Genomic DNA, 12,448 nt, shown 5'->3' with positions numbered 1-12,448 from the left:
TATTAAATTGATGTTATACTAACGCAATATAATTATTATAATTTAACGGCTTTTAAGCTTAAATCCAAACTTTTTACCGAGTGGGTAAGCGCCCCTACAGATATATAATCTACACCACAATCTGCGTAATCACGGATGTTATCGATAGTTATGCCGCCCGATGCTTCGGTAATATATCTTCCCTCAATTATTTTAACAGCCTGGCGCAGGTCATCAAAATTAAAGTTATCAATTAAAATGCGCTGCACACCGCCGGTTTGTATTACCTGCTCAAGTTCTTCGATGTTGCGCACCTCAATCTCAATAGCCAGGTCTTTGTTGGTTTCTTTCAAATAAACCTTTGCATTTTCAATAGCCTGTCTTATTCCTCCCGAGTAGTCAACATGATTATCCTTAATCAGGATCATGTCATACAATCCAAACCGGTGGTTGGTGCCGCCGCCAATACGCACAGCCCATTTCTCGAGGTAACGCAGGCCCGGTGTGGTTTTGCGCGTGTCTAGCACCTTGGTGTTTGTGCCTGCCAATAGTTTTACTATATCATGGGTTTTGGTGGCTATGCCACTCATGCGCTGCATGCAGTTAAGCACAAGGCGCTCGGCAGTAAGTATACTGCGTGCATCGCCGGTTACCTCGAAAGCTACATCGCCATATTTAACCTTATCACCGTCGTTAAGATACACTTCAAGCGTTAAAGCCGGATCAACCACGGCAAAAATTTCGCGTGCCAGTTCAACACCGGCAAGTATGCCGTTGTCCTTAACTAATAATTTTGCTTTGCCTTGCTTACCGGCGGGTATAGTTGCTAATGAAGTATGGTCGCCGTCGCCAACGTCTTCACTTAATGCCGATACTATAAATTGGTGTAAAAGTTCCTTGTTCAAATCCTTATTCGTAAGTAGGCCTCAAAAGTAAGAACAATTGCCGACTAATTAGGTTTTTCCGTTTCTATACGTAGTTCTATCATTTGCATTGCTTCACCCGTACCCTTTAGTGTAAAAGCAATCCGGTACTTTCCCTTATCGGTAAGCATGGTTAAAACGGCATAATTGTAGCTGGAGTTGGAGTTAACCCGGTGAATAATTTTAACCGCCTGCGGCTTGTTTTCTTTAAAAAATTTATCAAGCACCAACTCAGCCTGTTGTTTCGAGTAAACATTGGCATTGTCCATGATGCTAACATCAAGGCTGGCCGCAAAAAACTGCGCAATGGCATGCGTGTTTCCCTGCTTAATCAGTTCGGCAACCTTGTCAATAGGCCCAGCCATTGTAATGGCAGGCATTAGCAGCAGCAATATCAATGTTGTGTACCTCGGTTTCATAACTGTATGTAATAGACAAACAAAATACGCAATAGTTGCACAAAAAATAACAGGGTATAAGCTTTAATGTTTAAACTGTGGTTTTATATTTGCAACGTGGAAAATAACAAAAAACTCGCTTTAATTATCCTTGACGGTTGGGGATATGGCCGTAACGACGATTCGAACGCTATTGTGGCGGCAAACACGCCGTTTTTTGACAGCATACTGCAAAAATATCCCAACTCAAAACTTGAGGCATCGGGCCTGGCCGTAGGTTTGCCCGAGGGACAGATGGGTAACTCCGAAGTTGGCCACATGAATTTGGGCGCCGGCCGCGTAGTTTACCAGGAGCTTGGCCGCATAAACAAAGCCGTTACTGATAACGAGTTTACGCAGAACGAAACCCTTTTAAGCGCTTTCAACTATGCTAAAGAGAATGATAAAGATCTGCATTTAATTGGCCTTGTGAGCGATGGCGGCGTACATGCACACATTAACCACGTTAAGGGGCTTACAGATGCTGCCAAGCAACTTAACCTGCAGCGCGTTTTTGTACACGCATTTTTAGATGGCCGTGATACCGACCCAAACTCGGGCCATGGTTTTATAAGCGAACTTGAACACCACATTGCCGATTCGCCCGTTAGGTTGGCATCAGCCATTGGCCGTTACTACGCTATGGACCGCGACAATCGATGGGAGCGCGTTAAGCTGGCATACGACCTGATGGTTAAAGGCCAGGGCGCACATACTAATGATATACTGGCATCTATACAACAATCATACAACGAGGGTGTAACCGACGAATTTATCAAACCTATTGTAAAGGTTGACGAAGATGGCAGCCCTGTTGCTGTTATAAAAGATGGCGACGTGGTTATCTGCTTCAACTTCCGTACAGACAGGGGTCGTGAAATATCACAGGCTTTAACCCAGAAGGAATTTCCGGAGTATGATATGAAGCCTTTGAATATCGACTATGTTACCATGACATCGTACGATGATACCTTTAAAAATGTAAAGGTGGTTTTCCGTAAGGATGACTTGAGCCAAACATTGGGCGAAGTTTTGGAGAGCGCCGGTAAAAAACAGATCCGTATTGCTGAGACAGAGAAGTATCCGCACGTAACATTCTTTTTCTCGGGTGGCCGCGAAAAAGAGTTCGAGAACGAAAAGCGCTTGTTAGTACCATCGCCAAAAGTGGCCACTTATGATCTTCAACCCGAAATGAGTGCCGAAGGTATACGTGACGCCATTATCCCCGAGTTGGAAGCCGGCTGGCCAGATTTTGTATGCCTTAACTTTGCCAATACGGATATGGTTGGCCACACAGGTGTGTTCGAAGCTGTTGTTAAAGCTGCCGAAACTGCTGACGCCTGCACCCAGGCTGTGGTTGAAGCCGGTTTAAAAAACGGGTACTCTTTCATCATCATTGCTGATCACGGTAATGCCGATTACATGATTAATGAAGACGGATCGCCTAATACGGCTCATACTACCAACCTGGTGCCTTGCATTGTTATTGATAATGATGTAAAAGCTGTTAAAGATGGTAAATTAGGCGATATCGCCCCTACCGTATTACAGATATTGGGCGTGCAGATACCTGCAGAAATGACCGGTAATGTATTGGTATAAACCGTTAAAAAAATACGTCTCGTTTACAGGCCTGTCCCTGCTGCTCTGCTGCGGATACGCCTGTAAACCCGAGATAAAAGAAACTGGTGCCGAGCTTAAATACTTTGATATAAAAGAATATTTTAAGACCCAGGCCGATAAGCTACAGGCACAAAACCCTTTGGTGAATAAAAGCGTAAAGCACAATGGCACCACCGAAAGCAAACGGCTTTCCATTGGTAATTGGGAGCGTGAGCTAAGCTCATTTACCGAGAGTGACATTAACAAACCCGCCTGGAAATCCAGCTACAGCATCGATTCATCGGCTAACACAGTTACTTATAAAGCCAAACTACCCGAGCTTAAAACCCGCGAAGTGGTTATCAGCAAAAAAGATGGCAAAGTTACGGGGGTAGTTGTTGTAAACGATACAAAAAACCTGCTTTACAACACCTCGGAACGATTGAGTTATTATCCCGACTCCTGCTACATCATCAATAAAATCCAAACGGTAAAAGTTATTGGTGCTAACAGTTACGAAATAAAAGGAAAGTTTTAAAAAAGATATTAATGGTGGCCGGTTGCGGTAGCCAGCTTCTCTTTTGATAGCTCGATAAGCGAAGAAATATCTGACCTATCAGGATTATTCTGTAACACCTTCTCAAGATCAGCAACCGAAGCTTTTAACGAATTAATGCCACGCACCTTATCAAAGGTTGCGCCCGGCGCTAATTTAAACACGCCATATTCACGATAAGCAATACCCCTTGTTTGGTAGCATTTTATAGCTTCTCCCGGATCGATAGCTACGGCTTTAGTTAAATCGAAAATTGCGCCTAACAGGTGTCTCTCACGTTCAGAAGGTGACAGGTAGGTATCTTTACCTAAAAAGCCCTTGGCACGCGCGCGATAGTAATATGCGGTGGCATCTACCGGGTTGATAAATATCACTTTGGTAAAGGCAGCAATTGATTTACGATAGTTTTCGCTGTGGTAATAGGAATAACCTAACATCCAGTATGCATTGGCATTGGTAGTATCAACCATGCAAGCCTTTTCCAGCTGTTTCACGGCGGCCTTAAAATTACCATCCATAAATGCTTGCTGGCCAAGGCGCACATAAGCGTTCTGGGCCGACAATGATTCGACAGATGTAAAAATGATAAGGGAAATAATAGCCGACAGCTTCATGCAGTAGTATAAAGGGTATTACCGTTAACAATACATAAACTAACAAAGGCGTAAATTATTATATGGTAGCGATATTTTCTTCAATAAAATGTAAACATTGTTCTTCATTCACTCATTTACAACGTTTTAAATTTTTTCTCTGCGCTTAACTTCGTCCTTTGCTGACTTTTTTTCACACTAAGTTAAAGGGCATGTTTAAATATTGACGGTGTGAAAAACCACATAAAACGCATAATATCAACCATTTATATACATACACAACACTTAAAACTAATTAACATCCATATTGGCACGGCTGTTGAAACTGTATATTTGTATAATTCAAATTGATAGTAAAGCTGTTCGTATACGGGCTCATCGCTTTAGCCCTGCCATAATGGCGCTTGCTATCAACACAAAAAAGGTAATTAATGAGTTACGATCCATTTGATTTTAAAAATACTATGCCCGCTATAAATGAAGATTCCGAATTTTTCCCACTGATGTCATCAGAGGATGAGGAGGAAATGAATAATGAGCAGGTTCCAGATACATTACCTATACTTCCCCTACGCAACACAGTGCTGTTTCCCGGAGTGGTAATTCCAATCACGGTAGGCCGCGATAAATCAATTAAATTAATTCGCGACGCTAACAAAAGCAGCCGTCTTATTGGTGTTGTTGCGCAACAGGACGTAAGCATAGAGGACCCGTCTTTTGACCAATTACACAAAGTAGGTACCGTTGCACTTATCGTAAAAATGCTGCAAATGCCGGATGGAAACACAACCGTGATATTGCAGGGCAAAAAACGTATTGTTTTAAAAGAAGAGGTACAAACCGAGCCTTATATAAAAGCTACCGTTGAGCCATTTTTAGATAAAAAAGGAAAAGAAGATAAAGAATTTAAGGCCATGGTATCCTCTGTGAAGGATATGGCCATGAGCATCATACAACTATCTCCTAATATACCCAGCGAAGCTGGCATTGCTATTCGTAATATTGAAAGCACTTCATTTTTGATCAACTTTATATCATCAAACATGAATGCCGATATGGCTGCCAAGCAGGCATTGCTGGAAACCCCGGCCCTGCGCGACCGTATTAATATGGTGCTTGAGCATTTAACGCTTGACCTGCAAATGCTGGAACTAAAAAATCAGATCCAGACGAAAGTACGTGTAGATTTGGATAAGCAACAGCGCGATTATTTCTTAAACCAACAGCTTAAAACCATACAGGAAGAGCTGGGTGGCACCACGCCCGATCTGGAAATAGAAAACCTGCGCAAACGTTCGGCAACTAAAAAGTGGGCCAAAGAAGTAAAGGAGCACTTCAATAAAGAGCTTGAAAAACTAACCCGCATAAACCCCGCAGCGGCAGATTACTCGGTACAAATCAACTACCTTGAATTATTGCTTGACCTGCCATGGAATGAATTTACAAAAGACAATTTTGACCTAAAGCGTGCACAAAAGGTTTTAGATAAAGACCACTTTGGGCTTGATAAGGTTAAACAGCGTATTATAGAATACCTGGCTGTGCTTAAACTCAAGCATGATATGAAGGCCCCTATCCTTTGCCTGGTTGGCCCTCCGGGTGTGGGCAAAACATCATTGGGTAAATCAATAGCCAAAGCACTGGGTCGTAAGTATGTGCGCATGGCACTTGGTGGCGTGCGTGACGAAGCCGAGATACGCGGGCACCGCAAAACATACATTGGTGCAATGCCGGGCCGTATTATCCAATCGGTAAAAAAGGCTGGCGCAGCCAACCCTGTATTTATATTGGATGAGATTGATAAAGTAGGAAACGACTTCCGCGGCGACCCATCGTCAGCCTTGCTTGAGGTGCTTGATCCGGAACAGAACAGCACTTTTTACGACCATTACGTGGAGATGGATTTTGATTTATCAAACGTGATGTTTATTGCAACGGCCAATTCGTTAAGTACCATTCAACCCGCTTTGCTCGACAGGATGGAGATCATCGAGGTAAACGGCTACACCATTGAAGAAAAGGTTGAGATAGCCAAACGTCACCTGCTGCCGAAACAACGCGAGGCACACGGCCTTGGCCCGAAAGACATTGTTGTAAAAAATGATGTTTTAGAAAAGGTGGTTGATGAGTACACCCGCGAATCGGGCGTGCGCTCATTGGAAAAGAAGATCGGTTCGGTTGTACGCGGCATCGCCAAAAGCATCGCCATGGAGGAGGAATACAACACCACCGTTTCTAAAAAAGACGTTGAGAAAATATTGGGCGCCCCTATTTTTGATAAGGACCTTTACGAAGGCAATGATACTGCCGGTGTGGTAACAGGCCTTGCATGGACATCGGTAGGTGGGGATATTTTGTATATAGAAGCGAGCCTGAGCCCCGGTAACGGCAAACTTACCCTTACAGGTAGCCTTGGCGACGTGATGAAGGAGTCGGTTACCATAGCCCTTGCTTACCTGCGTGCCCACGCTGCCGAATTTAACATCAATGCAAAATTATTTGAGCAATGGGATGTGCATGTACACGTGCCTGCCGGTGCAACGCCAAAAGATGGCCCTTCGGCAGGAATTACCATGCTTACTGCACTCGTATCTGTCTTTACACAACGCAAGGTGAAAGCTAACCTTGCCATGACGGGCGAAATCACTTTGCGTGGCCGTGTATTGCCGGTAGGTGGCATTAAGGAAAAGATATTGGCAGCTAAAAGGGCCAATATTAAAGAGATTATTCTTTGCAGATCAAACCAAAAGGATATCCTTGAGATTAAAGAAGATTACATCAAAGACATGCAGTTTAATTACGTAACTGATATGCGCGATGTGATAAAGCTTGCCCTGCTTGACGAAACGGTATCGAACCCGCTTGATTTGACGGTAAAGACTAAAGACGCACCTGTTGTGGTGGTAAGCTAATTTGTTTAAGCATAAAAATTACAGGCCGGTAGAGATACCGGCCTTTTTTCATTTTATCATTAAAATTATTGGTGTAAAAAAAGCTGTATTTTTCTGCTAAAGCGCTATCTTCATATCGCTTAAAACCCTATTATGATTAAACCTATCACGCTGTTAACGGCGGCATTTATTTGCCTGTGCAACTTTGCTGCCAACGCTCAGAAGTTAACCGAGCAAGATTCCATTAAAAATTTGTATAACACCAAACGTGCCGAGAACTTCTACTTTGAGCTGCTTGGCCCCGGGGCTGTTTATTCTGTAAATTACGACTGGCGCTTTGCCAAAAAGCAAAGCGGCTGGGGTGCCCGTGCAGGCATCAGCTATTACCACTCTGGCAGCGAAAAGATTTTTACCGTGCCATTGGTGTTAAATTACCTTGCAGGCAAACGCGGTAAGTATTTTGAGGTAGGTGGTGGCCTTACATTTTATAACGCCAACACAAATGATGTTTTTTTTGAGCAAGACTATGATGTGGTTAACATCTATGGCAATTTTTATTACACCAATCCAAGGTCCAAAACCGGTATCTATGGCACACTTAACTTTGGTTACCGCTATCAACCTGCCGACGGTGGATTTAACTTTCGGGCAGGCAATAGCCCAATTATAACAGGCCATGAATTTTATCCATTTTGGCCTTACATAAGTTTTGGTTACACATTTTAAAGTCAGTTTTTCTTATAAAGCGGTTTAATCAACCGCTTTATTTATTTTAGCCCTATATATCAGCCCTAAATGAAACTTAAACTTTTTACTTTAGCAATCTGCGTATTTGCAGGCAGCAGCCTGTATGCGCAAAACCGCACAAAAGAAGCCGGCTTCCAGTCAGATAACGATTCGTTTTTGGGCCAGGGCAGCGACCGCTATTATACCAATGGCTTCTTCCTGTATTACCGTCAGGCACTTGATGTTAAAAGCGACTCCAAACTGGCCAATAAAATATTAGGCTTCGAGCTGGGGCAAAAACTATTCAATGCACAATCGGGCAGGTTGCCGTCTGCGCAATACATCGACAGACCGGTAGCAGGTTATCTGTACGCGGCGTCAACCTTGAACATGCTTTACAAAAACGAAAGCAATCTTAAACTTAGCGCGGCCATAGGCATAGTTGGCCGGGCATCAGGCGGCGAGCAAATTCAAAACTTCATCCACGACACTTTCGGCTTTTATGAGCTTAATACCTGGCAGTACCAGGTTCGTAACGATGTTCAGTTGAACCTTAGTGCCGAGTATAACCGTCTTCTTGGCCGCACCTCATTCGGGGATATAAGCTTTGCGTCATACGGAAATTTAGGTACGGGCTTTACAGGTGCAGGCCTGGGGCCTATGATACGTTTAGGAAACTTTAATCAACTGTTTCAATCGGTAAGTACACAAAGTACCGCGGGCAAAACCGACGAAGGCTCCCTATTGCATAAACATGAATTTTTCTTGTATTACAAGCCGCAGGTAAACTTTGTAGCCTACGATGCTACCGTACAAGGAAGCTTGTTTAAAGATCACCCAGAAGCAGGCACAATGGAAATAACCGGCGACATAAAACCAGTTGTATTGAGCCAGAAGGTTGGCGTAGGCATTACCACCAGCAGATTTGTATTTGATGTAGGTGCAGTGTTTGATACAAAAGAGGTAAAAAGCATGGCCCGCAAACACCAGTGGGGAACACTAACAGCTTTGTACAGGTTTAATTAAGATCAAAATTACTGCGCCTGCTTTGTTTCTTTTCAGACTGTATGCGTTTGTTACCTAATCGCTCGAGCTTTGCGCCTTTGCTAACTTTTAACGGCTTACGCACTTTCTGTTTTATTAAAGCGTTGGCAAGCATTACAGCAAGTTTTTCAAGTGCTATTTCCTTGTTTAAATATTGGCTGCGTTCTTCGTCGCAAACCACTTGCACCAGGCCATCCTTGTTAAACCGTGATTGCAGTTTAAGCGATAAAATTTCTTTCTCCTCGTCAGAAAACAGTATGGAATCATCGATGCTAAAAAGCAACTCCACCTTGGTAGACACCTTGTTCACGTTTTGCCCGCCTTTGCCGCCGCTACGCGATGTTTTATAGCTAACCTCTTTTTGCAGATCGGCTTTATTAAAGTTCATGTTCAAATTTAATGATTTGTTTGGCCGATGTATTGGTCCACGCTAAACTTAATGGCAAAAAACGTAACTTCGTATTTACAGATGAGCAACAATATTGTAGTGGCTATTGACGGCTATTCGTCATGCGGCAAAAGCACCTTAGCCAAGGCCCTGGCTAAAAAGCTTCAGTTTATTTACGTTGACAGCGGCGCAATGTACCGTGCCGTTGCTTTGTATTTTTTAAGGAACGACATTAATTCTCAGGACGCCGAACAGGTAGAAGAAGCCTTAAAAAACATTCATCTTAACTTCCATTCGCGCGATTACGAAACCCATATAACACTTAACGGGGAAGAAGTATCTGACGAGATCCGTTTGATGCCTGTATCTGATAAGGTAAGCGAGGTATCGGCCATAAAAGCCGTTCGCCGCGAAATGGTTAAACAACAGCAGCGCATGGGGAAATCAAAAAACATTGTGATGGATGGCCGCGACATTGGCACCACCGTGTTCCCGAACGCCCCTGTTAAACTATTCATGACTGCCGACCCAAAAGTGCGTGCCGAACGCCGTTACAAAGAGATACACGATAAAAACCCTGATATCACACTCGAAGACATCTTTGAGAACATAGCACACCGCGATTATGCAGATACAACGCGTACGGAAAGCCCATTGGTGCGCGCGGCAGATGCTATTATTTTGGATAACACTAACCTTACGCCCGAGCAACAACTTGAATTTGCGTTGGGTAAGGTGGAGCCGTTGTTGTAGTAAGAACTCGAATCTTTAAAATTTGAAGAATTAAATAAGCAACGCGTCATTGCGAGATACGAAGCAATCTCTTGCGTGGTGACCCGTTTTATACTAGGCAACTTTAGAAGTCACTTCATTTTTCATGCCGCCAACTCACCCGCTTGTCATTCTGAGCGGGAGCGAAGAATCTGTTGGCGGACTATTCAATCGGCGACAGATACTTCACTACGTTCAGCATCACAGGATAATGGGCAACCATGTCATTGCGAAGAGCGCAGCGATGTGGCAATCTCATCGCGTTTAGATTTGCAAGCGACGGGATTACTGCGCTATCGCTCGTAATGACATTACAAGTTACAATTAACCGTTTAAACACTTTCGCTCACCTTAACCGCATTTACTCCAAACTTGTTTAGAAAGTCCACTCCTTCATCGCTGGGTAAGCCTTTGTACTGGGCGTATGATTTATCGAAATAAACCTGTTTTATACCGGCCGAAAAGATTAGCCTCGCGCAAGGCAGGCAGGGCGAAAGTGTTGTGTACAGGGTAGCACCTTCAAGGTTAGCGCCGTTCTTCACCGCGTAAAGTATCGCGTTTTCTTCGGCGTGTAGCGCAAGCGAGCAGCTGCCTTTCGAGTCGCGCGGGCAGCCATGTTCCGGGAACTCCTCGTCGCAATTATGGGTGCCTCCCGGGGGGCCGTTATAGCCAATTGATATGATACGGGTATCCTTGGCTAAAACAGCACCGACCTGGGCTTTAACGCAATGTGAGCGTTTAGCCAGGTCGGTTGCCAGATTCATAAAAATATTATCGAAGGTGGGTTTCATTTTAGAGATTGGTTATCTGTTATTAGTTATCAGTGAATTAGTGATAAACTAATCTCTGATCACTAATCTCCACTCACTAAACACTAGTGCCCGCCAGATGCTTCCATGTTATCAACATCAATACCTTGTTTTTTAAGTATTGCACCGGCTTTCCATGCAAAGAAGGCCAGGTAAGCAAAACCAATAACCGGTATAATGTACGATAAGTGAATACCCGCGCTATCAGCAAGGATACCTTGTACCGGCGGGATAATTGATCCACCCAAAATCATCATAATTAAAAATGCAGAGCCCTGGCTGGTGTATTTGCCTAAGCCGGTAACTGATAAAGAGAAGATTGACGGCCACATAATTGAGCAGCAAAGGCCACCGCTTGTAAAAGCAAATATAGCAACCATACCTTCTGTCAATAAACCAGTAACCATAAATATTACACCCAGTATGCCAAACAAAGCCAGTGTGCGTACTGGTTTTTGATTACCTATTATAAAGCCGATTACCAATATTGCTACACATATTGCGTATGGGAACAGGTTACTTACAACTGTACCGGTAACGCCGTTTACAAACAATACAACGCCAAAGGCAAAGAAAGGCACCACAATAGTAAGCAGCAATTTAGCTGTTTTTGACAGGTTGAAGGCTGCAATAGCACCAGTCCAACGGCCAATCATCAAGCTACCCCAGTAAAGTGATATGAAAGGCGCAACCTGGTCGGCTTTGTAACCACCAAACGCAGGCGTTTCAAGCAAGGCACCCATATTGCTTTGAATAGTTACTTCAACACCCACATAAGTGAATATAGCCAGCATACCCAAAATCAATTGTGGGTATTGCATAGCGCCCCAACCTTCTTTGCTTTTTGCAGATGCTGATATTGAGCTTAAAAGGGTTATAAGGATAATTGCCAACGAAGCGTAAACGAAATATGATGTTTGCAAGCCTGTAGCATTGCTAAGTGGAGTTGCAGCTAAAATCAACAAAAACGCAATAAATATAATACCCAAAGGCCTGTTGGCTTTTGTGCTTGGCTCCATCTTTTCGTCGCTTGTTACACGTGGTAATTTCGAGATCCAGAAGAATAAAGCTACCAGTATGAATAAGCCTGCAAGTATAAAGTAGAGGTTATTTACAGATGATATTTTAACGTCTGCAGCAGGGATTTTAGCAGCCGCTGAACCGAATAATACTATACTAACGATAACCGGCCCCATGATGCTACCGAAGTTGTTTACGCCACCAGCAAAGTTTAAGCGGTGCGTACCTGTCTCCGGGCTGCCAAGCGCAACCACAAACGGGTTTGCCGCTGTTTGTTGCAACGAAAAACCTAACGCTATAATAAAGAAAGTGAGCAATATAAAGCCGAAAGAGCCGGAATTAATGGCAGGCACCATAATTAAAGCGCCTACAGCCGAGATTAGTAAACCGTATATGATACCGTTTTTGTAACCCATCTTGTTAAGGATGTCCACCTTTGAAATGGCCGATGCGAAATACAGCAACAATGAACCTATAAAATAGCCCCCATAAAAGGTAAAGTCAATTAACTGCGATTCGAACTGTGATAAGTTAAAGTGTGCTTTACAGAAAGGAATAAAGATACCGTTTGAGGCGGCTAAAAAGCCCCAGAAGAAAAACACAGTAATGATGGTATATAATGCCGAACCATTACTTTTAGCGTTGTTTTGTTCCATTGTTTATAATATGGGTTTACCTTGGTTTTTTGACGTGCTAACTTAGCGGAAAT

At 43.4% G+C, this 12,448-nt stretch carries 12 protein-coding genes; 6 read left to right on the top strand and 6 right to left on the bottom strand.

Annotated elements, in window-relative coordinates:
- Window positions 1-35 precede the first annotated feature (35 nt).
- Both nadC and FPZ43_RS13350 read right to left on the bottom strand, forming a co-directional pair.
- Entirely contained in the window at window positions 36-884 is an 849-nt protein-coding gene (gene nadC, locus FPZ43_RS13355; protein ID WP_146382428.1) for a carboxylating nicotinate-nucleotide diphosphorylase, read from the bottom strand.
- A 44-nt stretch (window positions 885-928) separates the two neighbouring features.
- A complete protein-coding gene (locus FPZ43_RS13350; RefSeq protein ID WP_146382427.1) occupies window positions 929-1,321 on the bottom strand; it encodes a DUF4783 domain-containing protein in 393 nt (130 codons plus the stop codon).
- A 66-nt stretch (window positions 1,322-1,387) separates the two neighbouring features.
- Between FPZ43_RS13350 and gpmI the strand changes: the two genes are divergently transcribed.
- Both gpmI and FPZ43_RS13340 read left to right on the top strand, forming a co-directional pair.
- Window positions 1,388-2,941 carry a 2,3-bisphosphoglycerate-independent phosphoglycerate mutase gene (gene gpmI / locus FPZ43_RS13345; RefSeq protein ID WP_146382426.1) on the top strand — a complete coding sequence of 518 codons (1,554 nt, stop codon included), beginning with the start codon at window positions 1,388-1,390 and terminating at the stop codon, window positions 2,939-2,941.
- Window positions 2,928-3,479 carry a hypothetical protein gene (locus FPZ43_RS13340; RefSeq protein WP_146382425.1) on the top strand — a complete coding sequence of 184 codons (552 nt, stop codon included), beginning with the start codon at window positions 2,928-2,930 and terminating at the stop codon, window positions 3,477-3,479. The genes gpmI and FPZ43_RS13340 overlap by 14 nt, the downstream gene beginning before the upstream one ends.
- 8 nt (window positions 3,480-3,487) lie before the next feature.
- Here the strand turns inward: FPZ43_RS13340 and FPZ43_RS13335 are convergent, their stop codons facing one another.
- Window positions 3,488-4,111 (bottom strand): tetratricopeptide repeat protein, encoded by a 624-nt coding sequence (locus tag FPZ43_RS13335; protein WP_146382424.1) that lies wholly within the window; start codon window positions 4,109-4,111, stop codon window positions 3,488-3,490.
- Between the two features lie 410 nt (window positions 4,112-4,521).
- On the opposite strand from FPZ43_RS13335, the gene lon reads away from it, so the two are divergent.
- From lon to FPZ43_RS13320, 3 genes are all read left to right on the top strand, one after another.
- Window positions 4,522-7,002: an endopeptidase La gene (lon, locus tag FPZ43_RS13330; protein WP_146382423.1), complete on the top strand. Its 2,481-nt coding sequence runs from the start codon at window positions 4,522-4,524 to the stop codon at window positions 7,000-7,002.
- A 132-nt stretch (window positions 7,003-7,134) separates the two neighbouring features.
- The gene (locus FPZ43_RS13325) at window positions 7,135-7,707 is read left to right on the top strand and encodes a hypothetical protein (RefSeq protein WP_146382422.1); all 573 of its coding nucleotides are present in this window, start codon (window positions 7,135-7,137) and stop codon (window positions 7,705-7,707) included.
- Window positions 7,708-7,776: 69 nt separating this feature from the next.
- On the top strand, window positions 7,777-8,733 hold the full coding sequence (locus tag FPZ43_RS13320) for a lipid A deacylase LpxR family protein (RefSeq protein WP_146382421.1): 957 nt from the start codon (window positions 7,777-7,779) through the stop codon (window positions 8,731-8,733).
- Here FPZ43_RS13320 and arfB read toward each other — a convergent pair.
- Window positions 8,726-9,139, bottom strand: a complete 414-nt coding sequence (arfB, locus tag FPZ43_RS13315; RefSeq protein ID WP_146382420.1) for an alternative ribosome rescue aminoacyl-tRNA hydrolase ArfB — start codon at window positions 9,137-9,139, stop codon at window positions 8,726-8,728. The genes FPZ43_RS13320 and arfB overlap by 8 nt on opposite strands.
- Before the next feature lie 81 nt (window positions 9,140-9,220).
- On the opposite strand from arfB, the gene cmk reads away from it, so the two are divergent.
- On the top strand, window positions 9,221-9,892 hold the full coding sequence (gene cmk / locus FPZ43_RS13310) for a (d)CMP kinase (RefSeq protein ID WP_146382583.1): 672 nt from the start codon (window positions 9,221-9,223) through the stop codon (window positions 9,890-9,892).
- A 350-nt stretch (window positions 9,893-10,242) separates the two neighbouring features.
- Here the strand turns inward: cmk and FPZ43_RS13305 are convergent, their stop codons facing one another.
- Together FPZ43_RS13305 and FPZ43_RS13300 are read right to left on the bottom strand one after the other, a co-directional pair.
- Window positions 10,243-10,701 carry a deoxycytidylate deaminase gene (locus FPZ43_RS13305; RefSeq protein WP_186461837.1) on the bottom strand — a complete coding sequence of 153 codons (459 nt, stop codon included), beginning with the start codon at window positions 10,699-10,701 and terminating at the stop codon, window positions 10,243-10,245.
- A gap of 83 nt (window positions 10,702-10,784) precedes the next feature.
- Entirely contained in the window at window positions 10,785-12,395 is a 1,611-nt protein-coding gene (locus FPZ43_RS13300) for an MFS transporter (protein ID WP_146382419.1), read from the bottom strand.
- Window positions 12,396-12,448: the final 53 nt, after the last annotated feature.

The organism is Mucilaginibacter pallidiroseus (assembly GCF_007846085.1).
GTDB classification, from domain to species: Bacteria; Bacteroidota; Bacteroidia; order Sphingobacteriales; family Sphingobacteriaceae; genus Mucilaginibacter; species Mucilaginibacter pallidiroseus.
This window is presented reverse-complemented; position numbering and strand designations above follow the sequence as displayed.

Coding starts and splice junctions, on each gene's coding strand:
- FPZ43_RS13350 (WP_146382427.1), bottom strand. CDS start 1,321: ATGAAACCGAGGTACACAACATTGATATTGCTGCTGCTAATGCCTGCC.
- gpmI (WP_146382426.1), top strand. CDS start 1,388: ATGTTTAAACTGTGGTTTTATATTTGCAACGTGGAAAATAACAAAAAA.
- FPZ43_RS13340 (WP_146382425.1), top strand. CDS start 2,928: ATGTATTGGTATAAACCGTTAAAAAAATACGTCTCGTTTACAGGCCTG.
- FPZ43_RS13335 (WP_146382424.1), bottom strand. CDS start 4,111: ATGAAGCTGTCGGCTATTATTTCCCTTATCATTTTTACATCTGTCGAA.
- lon (WP_146382423.1), top strand. CDS start 4,522: ATGAGTTACGATCCATTTGATTTTAAAAATACTATGCCCGCTATAAAT.
- FPZ43_RS13325 (WP_146382422.1), top strand. CDS start 7,135: ATGATTAAACCTATCACGCTGTTAACGGCGGCATTTATTTGCCTGTGC.
- FPZ43_RS13320 (WP_146382421.1), top strand. CDS start 7,777: ATGAAACTTAAACTTTTTACTTTAGCAATCTGCGTATTTGCAGGCAGC.
- arfB (WP_146382420.1), bottom strand. CDS start 9,139: ATGAACTTTAATAAAGCCGATCTGCAAAAAGAGGTTAGCTATAAAACA.
- cmk (WP_146382583.1), top strand. CDS start 9,221: ATGAGCAACAATATTGTAGTGGCTATTGACGGCTATTCGTCATGCGGC.
- FPZ43_RS13305 (WP_186461837.1), bottom strand. CDS start 10,701: ATGAAACCCACCTTCGATAATATTTTTATGAATCTGGCAACCGACCTG.
- FPZ43_RS13300 (WP_146382419.1), bottom strand. CDS start 12,395: ATGGAACAAAACAACGCTAAAAGTAATGGTTCGGCATTATATACCATC.